11 protein-coding genes and 1 pseudogene are annotated in these 16969 nt (G+C 58.6%); 4 read left to right on the top strand and 8 right to left on the bottom strand.

What is annotated here, in order from left to right; all coding sequences use genetic code 11:
• The first annotated feature begins 177 nt into the window (after nucleotides 1-177).
• The 4 genes and pseudogenes from GA615_RS07065 (at nucleotide 178) to GA615_RS28050 (ending at nucleotide 6539) form a co-directional block, all read left to right on the top strand.
• On the top strand, nucleotides 178-549 hold the full coding sequence (locus GA615_RS07065; RefSeq protein ID WP_152050571.1) for a hypothetical protein: 372 nt from the start codon (nucleotides 178-180) through the stop codon (nucleotides 547-549).
• Nucleotides 550-2700: 2151 nt separating this feature from the next.
• Nucleotides 2701-3606 (top strand): polysaccharide biosynthesis/export family protein, encoded by a 906-nt coding sequence (locus GA615_RS07060; protein WP_152050570.1) that lies wholly within the window; start codon nucleotides 2701-2703, stop codon nucleotides 3604-3606.
• A gap of 173 nt (nucleotides 3607-3779) precedes the next feature.
• A pseudogene (locus tag GA615_RS28655) lies at nucleotides 3780-4559 on the top strand (PA14 domain-containing protein); the annotation flags it as partial.
• Nucleotides 4560-5408: 849 nt separating this feature from the next.
• A complete protein-coding gene (locus tag GA615_RS28050) occupies nucleotides 5409-6539 on the top strand; it encodes a c-type cytochrome (RefSeq protein WP_235905169.1) in 1131 nt (376 codons plus the stop codon).
• Between the two features lie 99 nt (nucleotides 6540-6638).
• Here the strand turns inward: GA615_RS28050 and GA615_RS07050 are convergent, their stop codons facing one another.
• The 8 genes from GA615_RS07050 to GA615_RS07015 form a co-directional block, all read right to left on the bottom strand.
• Entirely contained in the window at nucleotides 6639-7307 is a 669-nt protein-coding gene (locus GA615_RS07050; RefSeq protein WP_152050568.1) for a Spy/CpxP family protein refolding chaperone, read from the bottom strand.
• A gap of 316 nt (nucleotides 7308-7623) precedes the next feature.
• Entirely contained in the window at nucleotides 7624-8406 is a 783-nt protein-coding gene (locus GA615_RS07045) for an MBL fold metallo-hydrolase (protein ID WP_152050567.1), read from the bottom strand.
• Nucleotides 8407-8554: 148 nt separating this feature from the next.
• A complete protein-coding gene (locus GA615_RS07040) occupies nucleotides 8555-9208 on the bottom strand; it encodes a protein-L-isoaspartate(D-aspartate) O-methyltransferase (RefSeq protein ID WP_152050566.1) in 654 nt (217 codons plus the stop codon).
• Nucleotides 9192-10958 carry a single-stranded-DNA-specific exonuclease RecJ gene (gene recJ / locus GA615_RS07035; protein WP_152050565.1) on the bottom strand — a complete coding sequence of 589 codons (1767 nt, stop codon included), beginning with the start codon at nucleotides 10956-10958 and terminating at the stop codon, nucleotides 9192-9194. Before recJ ends, GA615_RS07040 begins: the two co-directional genes overlap by 17 nt.
• 561 nt (nucleotides 10959-11519) lie before the next feature.
• Nucleotides 11520-12179 (bottom strand): GltB/FmdC/FwdC-like GXGXG domain-containing protein, encoded by a 660-nt coding sequence (locus GA615_RS07030; RefSeq protein WP_161602212.1) that lies wholly within the window; start codon nucleotides 12177-12179, stop codon nucleotides 11520-11522.
• Nucleotides 12180-12192: 13 nt separating this feature from the next.
• Nucleotides 12193-13626, bottom strand: a complete 1434-nt coding sequence (locus tag GA615_RS07025) for a HEAT repeat domain-containing protein (protein WP_152050563.1) — start codon at nucleotides 13624-13626, stop codon at nucleotides 12193-12195.
• Nucleotides 13627-13796: 170 nt separating this feature from the next.
• The gene (locus tag GA615_RS07020) at nucleotides 13797-15215 is read right to left on the bottom strand and encodes a hypothetical protein (RefSeq protein ID WP_152050562.1); all 1419 of its coding nucleotides are present in this window, start codon (nucleotides 15213-15215) and stop codon (nucleotides 13797-13799) included.
• Nucleotides 15216-15260: 45 nt separating this feature from the next.
• A complete protein-coding gene (locus tag GA615_RS07015; protein WP_152050561.1) occupies nucleotides 15261-16628 on the bottom strand; it encodes an acetyl ornithine aminotransferase family protein in 1368 nt (455 codons plus the stop codon).
• Nucleotides 16629-16969: the final 341 nt, after the last annotated feature.

The following is a 16969-nucleotide window of genomic DNA, read 5'->3' as shown; positions in this document are numbered from 1 at the left end:
AGGTGAGACTCACGTGGTTGAGGATGGGTAGCCGTCTCACGAAGGTGTCGATCTATGCGATGCCCATGACTATAGCGGCCCGACAACGGGGATGGTAGCCTCGATTTCAAGAAATCCTTTCGGAGTGCGTTTGCAAGAGAGGCCTCGCCACTCCGTTCTCCATTGGCATGAACACGATTGGTCGAAGGACTCTCCCAGGTCCATGAAACCGCCCTCGGTCGTTCTCCAGGTGAACGTGAGAGATTGGGACGTTTCAGCCAACTGGGCAAAACACAGCGAATTTCCTGCTTGCTGAGTTTGGAAGCGAAAGTTGATGATCCGGGGAAGTTCGATCAAGCCTCCTTCGCCGACCATCCTGAAGGCTTCGATTTTTCGACGATGGAGTCGAGGATCAGTCACACCTTGATATCCATGAGTTCGAACGCAAGCGATCGCTCCGATGACTTCAATTTCGGATACGTGCTGCTGATGATCATGACTCAGGAATCTCTGGGCGATCACTTGAGTCGAGGAGAAAATCACGATTTTCTTGAATTCATCATAATCTAGATCGTCGATTTAGGAGTTGCTCCCTGAGGCGCTTGTTCGTGGTCGATGCGATCGCTGGGAGAGAGAAGAGAGTTCATCCAAGAAAACCACCCTCGTGCAACACTTTGTCACGAGGGTGGTTCGATTATCGACCAAGCAGAGACGCTCAGGTTTTGGAATGCCGATCAGCGACCACGCCCGAAGAGGCCGGAAAAGAGACGCCGACGCGGTCGCGGTTCGGCATATTCGATGTCGACCGGGACATCGGAACCACTCAAGCCCTGGCCCATCGGCATTCCTCGGGAGTCGAGACTGGTATCACCAGGAACGCTATAGGCAGGAGTGAGAGGTTCGACCGAGATCGTTCCGACAGGGCGGGAGATTAAGGAAGCCGTGGCACCACTGTTCGGTCCGACCATGTCCCCTGGAATCCCGGCCACATTTGATGCGTTGATCAGCGGAGCCGAGGCAGACTCGGACGGGAGCCGAATCGGTCTGGGTCGAGAATCTGGCAACACGGCCAGTTCGGAAAGGTTGGGGAGTTGAGGAAGGGACGTGATCGAATCTGAGACCGTGGAATTCTCCGTGGTGACGGGAGGATTCATCAATGCTGGAGCCGTGTCCGGGGTGGTCGAGGAAGCACCCGGGAGATCGAAAGGGGACCTGGGCGGCGAGGCCGCATCGGGGCGATCTCGATTGGGAGCTTCGAACGGATCCCCCTCAAAAGGAGACGCGGACCGACGAGGAGCCCCATCCGGCGCTTCCCCTTGGCCCGGTTGATCGAGTTCAAAGGGTGACCGCTGGCGAGGAAGTTCCGGCAATAGATCATCCGTGCCAGAGGCGTCAAATGGATCGGGGCCGAGGCCATCAAGGCCAGGGAAATCATCTTCTGGAATATCAAGTGGCTGACGGGCCAATTCTGCTTGCCAATCTGGCGACTCTGTGCTCGGGCAACCCCATCCGGGAGGGAACTGACGCCAGCACGTCGGGTAATATCCGTAGTACTTATTTCGATACATTCCGTAAACAGGAAGCTCCTCAGCACAATCGACCCGAGCCCGCTTCTGGGTGGGTAGGTTCGGGAACAATTGGGCTTGAGCGACCGTGGGAGCCAAGACAACTGCGAGCAAGGCTCCCCAGCCCCATCCTCGGGTTCTCCTCCTGAATCGCATCGCCTTCGCCTCGCTGAATGATGACTCGGCTTCGGGACACTCCGTGACCTCCCTGAGTCCGGCTCCCCAGCCTCTCACCACATCGATCGGGCAATTCCTGGAACAACCTTCAGTAAATGGGGGGAAACGGGTTTTATTGGCAACCAGGGGGGGCTGGGCAGTCTTTCGTCTCGAGGGCTCTTCGGCGTCTTTGTCCTTCATGGATGGGGTAGGGGAGTGGCCTCCATTCTGGAATGGCCGAGAGGCAGTGCGGTCCTGGGTTGGTCAAGCTAAAAAAATCCTTCGGATCTGAAGGATTGTGATGACTGGGGCGGTTCCGGATCGATGGAAGCAGAACGAGCGGGACTCGAGGTCAGGGAGGAAATGAAGTCATGGTGCGCCGGATGCTAATCAGAATCTTTTTGACCGTTCTGGGGTTGGGGCTGGGAGTTCATTGGGGAAACGCTCAGGAGTTTAGTCGGACTCCTGTTCCTCACAGTCGTTTCACGGACCCTTACTATGCGAGTCACACCTGGGCTGGAAGGGCGGGAAATCGGAGCGTTTCCCTGTTTGCCCTTGCGGCTCGGCTTCGGATGGCTCAGCAGGAGAGCGGCGAGAAGCGCATGGTTGAGCAAGAAATGCAACAGACTCAGTCCCCCTATCATCAATCTCGGCCGGGGGGAACGACTGCGTCTCAGTATTTCGGGAGATCGAACGTGATCGAGCGCTCAAAGGCTTCGCCCGCTTCGGCGCACTCGAATCGATACCGGCATTTTTTCGGCCGTCGGATGCGGGAATCGGGTCGGCGGGAAGATCAGAGTTGAGCCTCGGGGCATTCTTGCCGATGGATAGTGTGAGTGGAGTTTGCCCCTGGCCCTGTGTCAAGGGGAAAGCTCCGGAGATCAGGAGAGAGGGTGGTCGCCCCCGAGCAATGTGCTTGTGGTCGTTCCCCAAAGGAGTCGGCGGGGGGCGGAGTCGACCCACCGACGGCCGGACCCGGTTCGACGGGCAGGAGTCTCGCATGGATCGCACACGGACGGCTCGATGGCGGCTGCCCTGGGTCGTGCCGCTGCTCGCCCTGATCGCCTGCGGATGTCAGACGGTCAGGACGCCCGAGGAAAAGATTGCCCAGAGCAATCTTCCAAGGGAACTTGAAAAAACCTCGATGCCAGAATATGTGGTTGAGCCGCCGGATTTGATCCGAATCGAGGTGCTCGAAGCATTACCTGGCCGACCGATCACAGGTGAACGTCTCGTTCGGCCTGACGGAAAGGTTTCGCTCGATTTCTACGGCGAAATTTACGTGGCCGGCTTGACCGTGTCTGAGGTCAAAGAAAAGGTCATCATTCACCTCAGGCAATTTCTGACGGACGAAGCCCTCGGGTTGATTGAGCTGAATCCCGACACGCTCGAATACGAACGGATCCCTCCAAAAGAGTCAAATCGTATTTTTGTCGACATCTCCTCGTATAATAGCAAAGTTTATTATATTCAGGGAGATGTGATTCAGCCGGGCCGCTTAGTGTTGACCGGCAACGAAACCGTGCTCGATGCCATCAACTACGCGGGGGGATTGCTCCCCACCGCTGCGACTCAAAACATTCGCCTGGTGAGACCAGCTCCTCCGGGAGCGTGTTGTGCCCAGGTGTTGCCGGTGAACCTCGCGGCGATTGTGAACGCAGGCGACACCACAACGAATTATCAATTAATGCCGGGCGATCGAATTGTCGTCTATCGTGACCCGATTGTTCGGACCAGCGTGTTCCTGAATCGGATTGCCGAACCGTTCTTTACGGTGGTCAATGGTATCCAGATTTACTCCTTCGCATCTCAGAGCTTGAGATTCCTGAACATTCCGCTCCAGGGACAGCAGACCACGAGTGGGATTCTCCCGAATCCCGCCAATCCGGCCCTTGGGGTTCGCTAAGCTGTCGGGTTGATCATTCTCGGACAGCATGGACCGGGTCGTGAGGCAATTAAGGTCTCGCGGCCCGGTCTTCATTTGCGTCGTTGACTTGCGGGGCCGAGCGGGGCGGGACTAGACTCGATCCAATCGATTCTTTTGCGTTCTGCCCTTCTTGCAATGCTCCCGGAAAACCAATGTACCTGCCTGATCGCTTCGTTCGAGCTCTCTTCGGATTCCTCGGGTTTTCCCTATGTTTGTCCACGAGCGGCTTCAATGCACAGGCCGATGACGATGAACCCGAACCGGACGATCTGATTCCCGGGTTGGTCGTGGAATGGTTCCCCATCCGGGATGAACAGCCTCGATTGACCCGTCGAGCATCCACTCTGGTGGACCGATGGGGAGAGACGGTCCCCGACCTTCGGCTCCCGAGTGAAGGGTTCAGCACGTCCTGGTCAGGCTGGCTCTTGATTCGAGAGTCAGGGGACTATCGATTTCGCATCGACAGTGATGGCCCTGTGTGGCTTGAGATTGGGGATCAAACCATCGAATCCGATGGGGGAACTCGGTTGCTCTCCGAACCCCTGGCCCTGCGTCCTGGACTGGTTCCGATTCGGTTACGCTCCGAGCATCAGGGATCGGATCGCCGGATCATCATCGACTGGCAAGGGCCAAGCTTTGGGTTTTTCGAACACCTTCCTCCCTCGCAGTTATTCCACGAGGCGGTTCGAACTCCGGATGAGGATGCGTTTGAGATCGGTCGGAGACTGGCGGATCAAATCGGGTGCGCGAACTGTCATGCGATCCCAGGAGTGTCGCCTCATCCGAACCTGGGGCCTGCGCTGAAGGAAGTTCGATCCATCCAGTCAAACTGGCTCAACGATTGGTTGATCCATCCCCAGACTCGACGACGCGGAACACCAATGCCTGGGTTCGGCCTTGATGTGCAACAGGCTGCGGACGTTGTGGCCGCACTTCGCTCAATGGCAGAGGACCTCACCGTTCCGGATCGAGAAGCTCGGATGGCAATGAATGTGGCGGATGCGGATCGAGGGCAACTCGTGTTCCGGTCGGCAGGTTGCCTCGGATGCCATACTCGGGGGTCGGAAGATCGCCCGGATCGAATTCAACTCACTCCCGATCTGGAGGGGTTGGGAACCAAGAGGACGCTCGATTCCGTGGCGATGCTTCTGGCTGGTCCCGCCCGGTCACAACCGGGACGACATCGGCCGGAACTGGGACTCTCGACCGATGCCGCCGCGCATCTCGCGGCGTACCTCACCACAGGATCGACCGATCAACCTGCGGAAGACGAGAGGCCGCTGCCCGTTGGAGATCCGCAACGGGGCAGGGCTCTCATCGAGACGGTCGGTTGCCGGTCCTGTCACGACATTCCTGGAGTGATGGCCGTGAAATCGGCAGTCCCGCTCGATCATCAGGCCAATCTCCAGAAAGGTTGTCTTTCCAACGATCCGCCGTTCGGTGTGCCTCGGTTCGGTTTTGCAGAGGATCAACGGTTCGCAATCAAAACCTTCCTCGCAGGAAGCTCTCTCGGTTCGGCTCCGGTGTCCTCCTGGACCCGAGCTCAGGATGCCTTGCGGCGGCATCAGTGTTTTGGCTGCCATTCCCGCGATGGGAAGGGAGGCGAGGGGATCGGAGAACAACTCGCGCGTTTCCTTGCCGAAGACCGAGAACTCAACGCCTTGAAAGGGACCTTGACCCCGCCCGATCTCTCACAGGTGGGTGCGAAGCTGCGACCGGAATCTCTTGAGCTCGCCATTCGAGGAGATGCTCCGACGGCTCGGCCGTGGCTTTCGGTTCGTATGCCTCGCTTTGCCTTCGAACCTGGAGAGGCCGAGGCGATTGGTGACTATCTCAGAGAATTTGATCGAGTCGTTCTGGATCAGCCTGCTGAGCCAAACCCGATCACCCTGGGAACCGATGTGGGAATTTCCTTGCTCGGTCGCCAGGGGTTCGGGTGTTTGTCCTGTCACGTTCTCGATGGAAAGGTTCCGCCGGGAGGGGAGGCGGAAACGCTTGGGCCGGATCTGGCATTGGCCCACCGTAGGATGTCGAAAACCTATTTCGATCGCTGGCTCAGTGATCCCCAGCGCATCATTCCGGGGACGGCGATGCCTCAGTTCCTTCTGCCCGCGCCCGGCGTGGAGGGGACCGTTCATGAGCAGCTCGGAGCGGTTTGGGAAGCGCTTGGCGACCCGCGACTCGTCGAGTCCGCGTCAACAGCAACCCGACAGTTTCTTGTTCGACAGGGAGATCGAGCCCAGGTTGTCAGGGACATGATCGTTCCCGAGGAAACCCCCCGAGCCTATTATCCACGGGGCCTGGCAATCGGGCTCAAGGGGGATCGATCGGTCCTGTTCGACACTGATCGGTTAAGCTGGATTCAGTGGTGGGATGAAGGATTCCTCTCTCGAACCAAGGAAGGGCGCCTCTGGGAGTGGCACCCGGAAGGGCGACGCCTCTGGGTGGCTCAGGATGAGTTGCCTCCCGTCCTGTTGCGGCAGGCCGACGGGCGCGTTCTGCTTCCCGAGTTGAGGCGCGATCGGTTCGGTTCCTTTGAGGAAATGACCTTCGAGGGGAACGGAGTGCGTTTGCGATACGAACTTCATTTTGCAGAGCGACCGGGTCTGCAAGTGACCGAAGTGATCGATCCCACACAAGACGGTTGGCGGCGCAGGGTTGAAGTGGAGAACGTCCCCGACGAGATGACCCCCTTCATCCTCGCCGTTGCGGGAGAGTCCTGGTCGTTGGAGGAAGATCGCCTCGTGACTGATCGAGAGGGGTTGATTGAGGTGCGCATCGAGCATTCCGGAACTGGGCTCAGGGTTGGTGACGATCCCATGCTTCCCCATTCGATCCTGGTCGAACCGCAAGAGGAGGGTGATGGCACCTGGGTTGGATCGCTTCGGGTCGTGGTGCGGTCCAAGGAGTAAAGAAATCGTCGGGAGACTCGCGTGAAGGCGAGGACTCCCGACGATTCATGATGCTTGACCGAACGTGACCACGTACACGTCCTGAAGGTCGTAGTCACCTCAACGATCGTTTGGAGGACCGCCTGCACCAGGGCGACCCCCGGGGCCAGGTCGGCCACCAGGACCCTGGCGTCCACCCGGCCCAAAACCACCTCGACCGCCCGCTCTGGGACCCATCTGGAAGGGCTCGCCGGCCAGTTCCTTCCAGGAAGCCTTCTGATCGTCAGAGAGAAGCGACATTGCGTTGTCGAGCGTTTCGCGTCGGAGTTCCATCATTTGTCGCATGATCTCGCCACGCTGCTCGGCCTCCCTTGCGTTCTCCATCAGTGTTTGACTCTCCGCGCGGTAGGATTCGATCAGCTCGGAAAGTTTTGACTGCTGCTCTTCATCCAGGTTCAGTGATTCCTTGACTCTTGGGTTGGCAAACGCCTGGACGCCTTGCAACTGGACCTGGACCTGATGGAGGCGGGTCATCTGATCGGGTTTCAGCACATCCTTGAGCTTTTCCTGGGCGGATTCGTCCAGTGTTCGGGTCATCTCTTCGAAGCGTTCACGACGGGCGTCCGGACCGAGGTCGCCGAATTCAGCCCGGGCTTCGCGCATCCGGCTCATCATGTCGTTACGCAATTGATCAGCGATACCTCGAATCTTTTCCGTCTGCTCCTCGGAAAGCCCCAGTTCGTCAATGACGGGCGGCATCGAGAGAATCTGAACCAATCCCCCCTGCATGCCTCTCATCCCACCTGGGCGACCCGGGCCACCCTGACCGGGACCTCCTGGCCGCTGAGCCAATGTCGGGGAAGACAGGATGACGAAAAGGCCGAGTGCGAGTGTGAGCTTTTGAGATCGTTGCATCGAGCGATTCTCCCCGGGGCGGGCTGGTGTTGGCGAGGTGAATTCGCTCGTTCCCGGGGAAATCCCAGGAAACATGGCGAGCGATCGCCAGTGTTCCAGCCTTCCTATCAAACACCCAGCGTCAACGAAAGTATCGTGGGCCGTGCCGGATGTCGGGGATTCCAACTTCCCGAGGAGCGAGCGGAGCGGATCAGACAGGGAGCTTGCCCGAGGCGAGTTCCTCCTCCCACTCGTCGAGCAATGGCCAATCGACGGCGCAGGTGCCGAAGTCTGCCAGGTGCATATACGTTTCCAACCGGGCAATGGTCGCGTCAATCAGGGTGATGTCCTTCCGGAAGATCGGACCGTGTGATGGGAGGAGGAACTCCACATCGGCCTCCCGAATTCTCCGAAGGCTTTTCACGAAATCCGGGAGGTTTGATCCGTGGTGCGCATCAATCACACCGACACTGCCGTCTCGGAAGATATTGTCACCCGAGAACAGCAACTCCCCCATCCGAAACGCCAGTTGTCCGGCGGTATGACCCGGTGTACTCCAGACTTCCAGGCGTTTGTCACCAACCTCAAGGATGTCTCCCTCGTCAATCGTTCGATCCACCTTGCAGGGAGGCATCGGAATATGAATGTTTTGCGCATCGATTCGGGCGTAGGTCGTAACCTCGTCGCCCGATTCGAGCGGGGCCACAGATTTCGGGTGAGCGACAACCGGACACTTCATGAGTTCTCGAGCGCGGGCAAGCCCTTGCGTGTGATCCGCGTCCGCATGGGTCGCAACGATCATTTTGCAGGCCGACAGGCTGTAGTTCATCTGTCGAATCAATTCCAGAACGTCTCCCAGTTCATCAAGAAACCCTACGTCGATCAGGATGTACTCATTACCACCGTCAATGAGATAAATGTTGACCCCCAGTCGCCTGCGAGCCTGTACATTGAGCTCAATCACACCGGGAAAGACAAAACGTCGCTCGACCATGGGAGAAGCGCCCTTGAACTTCAAGAACTCATTTCGACTGGGCAACGATCACTGAGATGGGGCCACACGATGAGTTCCAGGAACCGTATTATAGACAGCTCGAGCAGTTGCGTGCTCGTGCGTGATTCGTGCCGCTGGCGAGCCACGATCAGTCTCGAACCTTCCAACCGTGCTCACCGACGAGGGGGACGAACCGGCAGGAGACGGAATGGAAGTGAACGGGTTCACCGTTCCTGCGGTCGACAACATGAAGCTGTTGCTGGGATTCCGATCCGATCGGGACCACAATCCGTCCCCCTTCGGCCAGTTGATTCAACAGCGTCTCGGGGAGCTCGGGGGCTGCCGCTGTCACGAGAATTCGGTCGAACGGAGCTTCCTCCGGCCATCCGATCGTACCGTCTCCGACCCGAAATCGCAGATTCGAGAGCTGAAGCTGACCTTCGAGCAGCTTGCGAGCCGCTTCGGAAAGGGCCTTGTGCCGCTCGACGGTGAACACCTCACGTGAGAGTTTCGCGAGTACGGCGGTTTGATATCCACTACCGGTCCCAATTTCGAGAACTTTTTCGGAACCCGTCAGAGCAAGCTCCTGAGTCATCAACGCAACCATGAACGGCTGACTGATGGTCTGATCGCAGCCGATCGGCAATGCGCGATCGTCCCAGGCATTCGATTGGATCGATTCCGGGACAAATCGATCACGAGGGATGCTCAACAGGGCATCGAGGACGTTCGCATCAGAGATGCCCCGTTGCCGGAGATGGTTGACCAACTCGAGTGCTCGCGGATCAGGCTGATCGGGCATGAGTCTGTTCTCCGCCAGTGCCGACCTGAACGTCGCGGATTTCCAGTTGAACCTCTCGACGCCCATTCCATTCGTTGATCGATGGAAGAAACGCCACTGCGCATTCGGTACCGGCTGCCAGTGAGCCGAGCCGTTCGGCCATATTCCAAGCGATCGCCTTGACGGTCGTGCCGTTCTGGGAAAGACGCAGCTGGACGTGGTTCTTGCGTTCTCCCACGATTCGCGGTTGTCCCATGATCCGGACTCCGGTCGTGGAGAGGATCGGACGAGGGTTGCCAATACCGTAGGGTTCCAGAGCCTCGATCCACTCCACAATCTTGAGGCTCAGGTCGGCCAGGCGAACCTCAGCGTCGATGTCGAGGCGGCGGTGTTTCTGTTCCTCGGTCAAGGCGCCTCGACAATGCAAGTCGAACCGCTCGGCGAACGATGGGAAATCGGAAGGTTTCATCCGCAAACCGGCGGCAGCGCGGTGCCCTCCAAAACCGAGGAGACCGTCGGAACAGGATCGGATTGCGTCGTAGAGATCGAAGCCTGGAATGGATCGTCCCGATCCCTGGCAAAGGTCGTCTCGCAGCGCCATGACGATACTCGGGCGGTGGTACAACTCGGCAAGCCGGCCCGCGACAATGCCGATGACTCCGGGATGCCACTTGGGATGTCCGAGCACAACCGCTCCTCGATCTCCGAGGCCTCCGAGCGCATCGACCATTTGTCGAGCTTCGGAGACGATCGTGTGTTCGATCTCCTGGCGTCTTCGGTTGCAAGCGTCGAGTTCCTGAGCCAGCGTCTCGGCTCGGGTCGGGTCAGAGGTCGTTAGCATGTCCACGGCCATCATGGCGCATTCAAGTCTGCCGGCCGCGTTGATTCGAGGGGCCAGGCCAAAGCCGACACTCCCGGTGGTTAATTTTTTCTTTCCAAAACAGTTGGCGACCCGCATCAAGGCAGTCAGCCCAAGTGAGGGGTCAGCCTGAATCGTGTCCAGGCCATATCGGACGAAGATCCGATTTTCGTCTTCGAGCGGAACCATGTCTGCCACGGTGGCCAGCGCAACGAGACCGAACGCTCCGAGCAGGAAGTCTCGGAGATGGGGAGAGGCCCTCTTGCCGTCACCGAAGCTTTTACAAACCTGCCAGGCCAGTTTAAACGCGACACCCGCGCCGCAAAGTTCTCCGAAGGGATACCCGCCGCCCGGTAAGCGGGGATGAACCAGTACATCCGCCTCAGGAAGGTCGGGACCGATTGTGTGGTGATCGGTGACGATCAGTTCGATTCCCAGAGAGCGAGCGAGCTTCGCTTCCCTGACCGAGGTGATCCCACAATCGACGGTTACGACGACCTGCCCCGCAAGTTCGGAGGCAATTCGGTTCAGGGCCTCACCGTTGAGGCCGTATCCCTCCTCGACCCGTCTCGGGATGTAGTACTCAACGTCTCTGGCACCAGCCAGACGGAGGCAGGACCAGAGAATGCTCGTACCACAAACCCCGTCAACATCGTAATCTCCGTAGATCACGATCTTTCGATTCTGTTCGATGGCCCGGACGATCCGCTCGGCAGCGTCGACCACACCGGGCAGCAACTCGGGGTCGTGCAGTTTCTTCCGCCGGACTTCCAGGTAGTCTCTGGCCTTCTCGGGATCGTTGATTTTTCGGTTCAGGAGAATTTGGGCGACCAGTGGAGGGACGCGGGTTTCCTTGGCGAACCAGTTCACCTGAGCCGGGTCACTTGGTCGAAGATGCCAACGGTGTGACATCGAACGCGTCTCCCTTCCCCTGATGATGTGCGCACCGCGTCGGTCGGTTCTGTCAGCCTGAGAGTTCTGAAGCCACTCGCTGTCGCTCCTGCTCCAGATCAATGTCGAGCTTATTTGCCTGGGCGTCTCGAACTTCTCGACGAATCACGTAGATCTGGCTAAACAGGGAGTATTCGGAACCAGAAAGGTCGGCACCCACGACTCGAATCGCGACAGAGCCGGGTGCTACCCCATTCGTCAGAAACGTCCCGTCCGGGTTGATCGGAACCGATCGCAACTGACCGATCGTTCCATCAACCGGCAGGAATTCCAGCCATCCTTGGGTTAAGGGTTGACCCGAGCGATGAATCCGTCCCGAGACCTCGGCCCCAGGAATCCAATCCGGACCCCACTCCTCGGCACATCCGGTAGCGACAAGGGGAATGGCCAGAAACCAGCCACATACCCATCTTCGGGACTTGGCTCGATCAGGCTTCAAGGAGTTCTCCTGGCTCTCGTCTTGGAAGCAGAAACGCTCGAGTTCATTCCGAGCAACCGATCTCGACCGCAGTGCAACGCCGGTCAATCCACCGAGGGATCGGGTTGAAGACTTGAATCAAATGGCTGGGGAAGTCCTTGCAGGACGCTCGCCAGTGCGTTCGCATCCTTTCGGGGAAGCTGATCGAACTCTGAGTCAGGATGGGGCAGGGGGACCAATCGCCCTTGGGAGCGACCTCGACCTGTGGCCGCGGTGATGAGTTCTTTCTCGGCGAAGAGTAAGCCACCGGATTGACGATCGGCCAGCAAGCGACCCGCAGGGCCCAGGAGGACAAGCGAGCCTCCACGCTGCCGCAGACCGGCGCGATGCCCCGTTGTGCCCCGGACAACGATCGAGCCGCCTGCCATCCCTGCACCAAGGGCATCACCCGATCGCTCCGCAATTGCCAGGCGACCCGAGCGAAGGCCGCGACCGGCACCATCGGCGACAGACCCACGGCAGAGGATGGTGACTCCGGGAGCATCAAGTTCGGCAGCCAGCTCGGGACCGGCATTTCCAAGCACCTCGATCACAGCGGACCAGGAGCCTCGAAGTCCGGATGCGAGCAAACGCTGGCCCTCGACCTCGGTCAGGCGGATGACCCGATGACCGGAATCGAGGGCCAGGATCAATTCCCGGTTAATCTGCTGGTAGTCTCGGACCAGCGCCACGGGAATTTCGAACGCCGAGGGCGGCTGGTTCATCGTCCGCTCACGGTCAAGAAGCGTCCTGAAGTGCGAATTCCTGACCTCCCGCGATGAAGGTCCCATCTTCGGGCCGATTCTCGTTCAAGAACGTACGTAGTTCGTTGAGTCTGCCAATTACGCGATCGCGAGCCGCAATGATCTGCGCTCCTCGGGCGTTTGTAAGTTCCACGGAGGAGACCGCAAGCTGGCGGATCAATTGGTGGACTCGAACGACGTATTGTTGATGAGGACCAAGCCCTCGGGTGTTGCGTAATCCCGATCCGCGAAGTTCAGGGGCTCCATCGAGCGACGAGAAGACCGGTGCGACGATCAGAGCCGTCAGGTACTTCACGCGTTCCGGATTGTAAGCCTCGAGTTCCCGGGGGTCGCTCAAGTCAACGATTCTTTGGCCGATCTCAACCGCAAGAGAGCCAATCTGATAGGCCGCCAGAGAGAAATTCAGCTGGGGGTAGTTCGGCGGCACTTCCAGCATACCGAGCGCCCAGGCTGCCCAGGCTCGACTCTCCGGACGTCGGTCTTCTGAACTTAGGACTGCGAGCAATTCGTTCGCGAAGACTGCCTGGTCGCGGTTCTCGACGCCGGAGATCCGACGAAGGGTCCCGAGGGCCTGAAGGGCTCGAGCATGGGACAACCAGTAGGCATCAGGGTTATCACGAAGAAATTCGACCAGGGCATTCGCCGCGGTTTCCCGGTCGGCGGTGGAGAGCGAATCACCAGCTTCCACGGCCACGCGACGGATTCCCTCCGCAGCCAGTTGCTTGACAATCAGGGGCTGTTCGGGATCCCGAAGTTGTGCGATCAAGAGGTTCACCGCCGCCGGATCACCCATGCGGCTCAGGGCTTGCATGACCTGAACGCGGGCATAGAGATGATTCTTGAGCAAGTCGGGAGCGACCCCGAGAAGTCGAGCGTTGAACTCCTGATAGAACCGTCGATCCTGCTGATTCTTCGGAATCTCGCTATAGGGAAGCATGAGGTACTTTCCCGCATCCTGGATGGACTGGATGCGGCTTTGTTGACCGCCAGACGCGACCGCGTCGATGTTGTCGTGATCGGTCAACTGACGCGCTGCGTACTTGATGAAGCGATCGATCAAGCCCGCGTCGAGTCTGGAAGCTCCCTGAGCCATCTGGATGATGGTCCGGTCGGTATTCGGAGGAACGAGGACGCTCGAATGCAACTGATCATACCGGCCCCGCATGATCGACGCGGCGACGGGATCAACGAAAATCGAATCCGCAAGAACCTCTTGCTCATCTTGCTTTTCGGGAGTCAACTCGCCGTCGGCCGGCGCTTCCTGATTGGCTTCGCCATTGGTCTGGTCGTCCTCTTGCTGCGCCCTGGCCGACAACGGCGGGAGCAACCCGAGTCCTCCCACGACCAGAAGCAACGCGAGCCCTTGGCTGAGGTTCCGCGCCCAAGCCGGTGCGATCGCATCGATCATGATTCACAAACCTTGATGGAGACGTGGATTCAGACCGTTCCTGGCAGGACGGGCCGGTGAGATCGGTGGCCGGGAAGGCCTCACGCCTTCGACGCCCGGGAGCCTGCAGAGGTTCCCAGAGGGATTCTAACACGAGCCGACCGTGGAGTCAGGCAAGAGGCTCGGAACACTCAGTGCCGTCGAGGGTCCGTCTCCGCAATGATCGCACTGACGGCTTGCTGATTAAACCCCTTGAACCCTTCGCGTCGTTGCAGGTTTTCAAGGTGGCTGCCAATGGCTCCTTCAGAGAGGAACCGGGCATGTTGCTCGTCATCGATCCAACCGAGTTCTCGCAAGCGGTTGACACGATGGGGTTGCACTGTCCAACGCTCCCCCTGCGTGAAGGCCTGGCGAAGGAAGGGAAAATCGCTGAAGGGTTTCATCGTTTCGATGCCGGCTTCGTTTTGCAAGGCAGTTCGGAGCGCATCGAAATCGAATTGAGCTTCCAGATGATGCATTCCAGCGTCCAGCAGCGACTCACCGTGCAATCCAACCCAAAGGCCCACGGTGTTGGGCCGGGGAAGGGCGGGCAGGGCCTTGTGGGCGAAGTCCTCGTCGGCCTCCTCGGGAGCGAGGTCGAGGTCCGCGAAAATGACGATTCCGGACGTGGGATGTTCCAGAACCTGTGCTCCCCATCCGGCGTCCTTGCCAGCGTGGAACGATTCTCGGAGGGAAAAACCCAGTCGTTCGAAAATGCTGATGGCCCTGGGAAAGAATTGTCGGGAGCACCGAAAGGTGTGGTGGTCGTGATTGGCCCAGCCGAGTCCGAGCCGCTCCTGCCGACGCTTCTGGACTCTGGCCGCTGTGTTCCGAGATTCCCAGTAATCGCGTTCGACCTCGAACACGAGGTGACACGTAAGATCAACCGAACCCGCCCGCTCAAGAACTTGCCCAAGCACCTCGTCGGTCACGTCGAACCCTTCAGCATCATCCGAGAAGTGTCGTTGTCGAGACTGCCAGAGTTCTCGGGCTGCCAGAGCATCGCGGGTCGAATGAGGTGCCATCCGTCCGGCGCGTGCCCAGGAGCTTGGAAAGGGTTCGAAGCCCAGATACCCCCGACGCTCCACCACGATCAAGGATGTCTCGGCTCCCATCACGTCGATCTTGGCGAATCGGTACGGCCCGATGGGATAACCGATGATTTTCAGCCCCAGTTGATTCGCCTGACTGAACGAGGCGATTGACTCGACCTTCAGCACCAGTGAGGCAACCTGAGGTCCTCCCGCAGGCGATGGGCAGACTGCAAGCGCGGGAAACTGGCCTCCCGAGTGACGAAAGGTCGGAGCATTCACTCCGTAAGGTTCGGGAGTACGCTCGTATCCCAATCGCCCGAGTTCCTCGACCAGCCCAGGCTGTTCGTTCAGCACCAGATGATCGATCCAGTCCGTGATTCGAGTACTCGTCTCGGCTGCCATCCGCCGATCCAACTCCGAAGCAAACGAGTTGCCTCCCAGTGCCGAGCACACGGCCTTACCAAGAAATTGCTCGGTTTCTGGCCAGCGTTGCCAGTCGAAGGTTCGGGACGTGGACAATTGCGACGAGGTCGACATGAGAAGGACTCGGAGATCTGACGGATCAAGGGTAGGTCGGACGGATCAGGAAGCCTCATCAGAGGGCAGATGCTGGCCGACGGAAACGTGAGCGACATCGGGTCGTCGAGGAGAGCACGGACAGTCACCGCATAACGCTGACATGGCAGAACGAAGCAATTCGAGTCCGATCTCGACATGCCTGGCGGTCAAACACAGTGGCGGACAGAATCGAATCGTGCTTGGTCCGCACGGTAAGAGTAACAAGCCACGATGGAAGGCTTCCAGAATGATGCGATCGCGGAACTCAGGATTGGGACCTAAGGGAGAGCCGATTTCCATGCCAATCATCAAGCCTTTGCCTCGAACATCGACAACACAGGGGTGGAACTTGGCCAACTCTCTCAGCCCGGCCGCCAGTTCCTCTCCCCGCTTCTGAGCATTCTGAGCATAGCGATGTTCGATCAACTGAAGCGTGGCCAGGGCTGCTGAACAGGCGATTGGATTTCCCCCGAACGTGCTTGCGTGACTTCCAGGGACCCAATCCATGATTGCCTCCGAAGCCACGATGGCCCCCAGCGGCAAGCCGTTTGCAAGCCCCTTGGCCAGACAAACAATATCGCCTCGGACTCCCCAGTGTTCGGACGCGAGCATTCGCCCCGTCCGTCCCATACCTGATTGGATCTCATCGAGCACGAGCAAAATCCCGTGTTCATCGCAGAGTGACCGCAGCCCGGCGAGAAAGTCGTCCGGAGGAACAATGTATCCCCCCTCACCCTGAATCGGCTCGACAAAAATCGCGGCTGTTTCCTCCGGAGGGCAGGTGGTGCGAAACAAGGATCGAAGACTGCCAAGATCGCCGTAACAGGCATGATGAATTTCGGGAACGAGGGGGGAGAAACCCCTTCGCTGAATTGACTTGGACGCGGTGAGACTCATCGCGCCGTAGGTTCTCCCGTGAAAGGCTCCCCGAAACGCAATGACGCGAGGCCGACCGGTGTGGTATCGGGACAGTTTCAAGGCCGCTTCGATGGCCTCGGCCCCACTGTTAGCAAAAAAGACACGTTTTGGACCGGGACCGGGGACGAGGCGAGCGAGCGTCTCCGCCAGTCGAATCTGGGGGCGATAAAAAAAATCGGTGCCCGACATATGGATCAAATGCCGCGCTTGATCGCGGATCGCCTTTACCACCCGCGGATGACAGTGGCCCGCATTCGTCACGGCAATGCCTGCGGTAAAGTCGAGGAAGCGATTTCCGTCCAGATCCTCGATCATCACCCCTCGAGCCCTTCGGACGACCAGCGGGTACATCCGGGTATACGAGGGAGAGGTCACCAGCTCATCCCTCGCGATCCAGGCAGCTGCACGCGGTCCAGGTAACTGGTCGGTGACAATCCTGGGGTCACTGCGTGAGAGAGAGACCTCGGAAGACATGGTGAGGCGCTCCTGCGGTGCATCTCGTGAATGATGTGGTCAGAACGGGTAAGACCGAACTCAGACCCCAAGCCTTCAATCACCATGCCGAGTCAGGGAGATTCGGCACTCAAGAAGCCGTTAGGCTCGTTCAAGGAGAAACCTATTCGATGTGATCGCACCACACATGAAAATCATACGACCGGGAGGTATGGCAGGTCAAATTCCCGGGGAAACCACAATAAATGACTCAAAATCCAAAAATTAAAATTATTTAGAAATTGTTTAAAAAAGAGCATCTTCATTTTAGCGAGTGCCGCCCTGAGAGCCGATCCAAGACAATCGTGTCGAAAGCCATTGGT

It is taken from the genome of Tautonia marina (assembly GCF_009177065.1).
Lineage (GTDB): Bacteria > Planctomycetota > Planctomycetia > Isosphaerales > Isosphaeraceae > Tautonia > Tautonia marina.
The sequence above is the reverse complement of the archived record's forward strand: the minus strand, read 5'-3'. Positions and strand labels throughout refer to the sequence as shown.

What these genes read in the sequence shown, in the direction of transcription:
- GA615_RS07060 (WP_152050570.1), top strand. Translation starts at nt 2,701, where the DNA reads ATGGATCGCACACGGACGGCTCGATGGCGGCTGCCCTGGGTCGTGCCG.
- GA615_RS28050 (WP_235905169.1), top strand. Translation starts at nt 5,409, where the DNA reads ATGCCTCGCTTTGCCTTCGAACCTGGAGAGGCCGAGGCGATTGGTGAC.
- GA615_RS07050 (WP_152050568.1), bottom strand. Translation starts at nt 7,307, where the DNA reads ATGCAGGGGGGATTGGTTCAGATTCTCTCGATGCCGCCCGTCATTGAC.
- GA615_RS07045 (WP_152050567.1), bottom strand. Translation starts at nt 8,406, where the DNA reads ATGGTCGAGCGACGTTTTGTCTTTCCCGGTGTGATTGAGCTCAATGTA.
- GA615_RS07040 (WP_152050566.1), bottom strand. Translation starts at nt 9,208, where the DNA reads ATGCCCGATCAGCCTGATCCGCGAGCACTCGAGTTGGTCAACCATCTC.
- recJ (WP_152050565.1), bottom strand. Translation starts at nt 10,958, where the DNA reads ATGTCACACCGTTGGCATCTTCGACCAAGTGACCCGGCTCAGGTGAAC.
- GA615_RS07030 (WP_161602212.1), bottom strand. Translation starts at nt 12,179, where the DNA reads ATGAACCAGCCGCCCTCGGCGTTCGAAATTCCCGTGGCGCTGGTCCGA.
- GA615_RS07025 (WP_152050563.1), bottom strand. Translation starts at nt 13,626, where the DNA reads ATGATCGATGCGATCGCACCGGCTTGGGCGCGGAACCTCAGCCAAGGG.
- GA615_RS07020 (WP_152050562.1), bottom strand. Translation starts at nt 15,215, where the DNA reads ATGTCGACCTCGTCGCAATTGTCCACGTCCCGAACCTTCGACTGGCAA.
- GA615_RS07015 (WP_152050561.1), bottom strand. Translation starts at nt 16,628, where the DNA reads ATGTCTTCCGAGGTCTCTCTCTCACGCAGTGACCCCAGGATTGTCACC.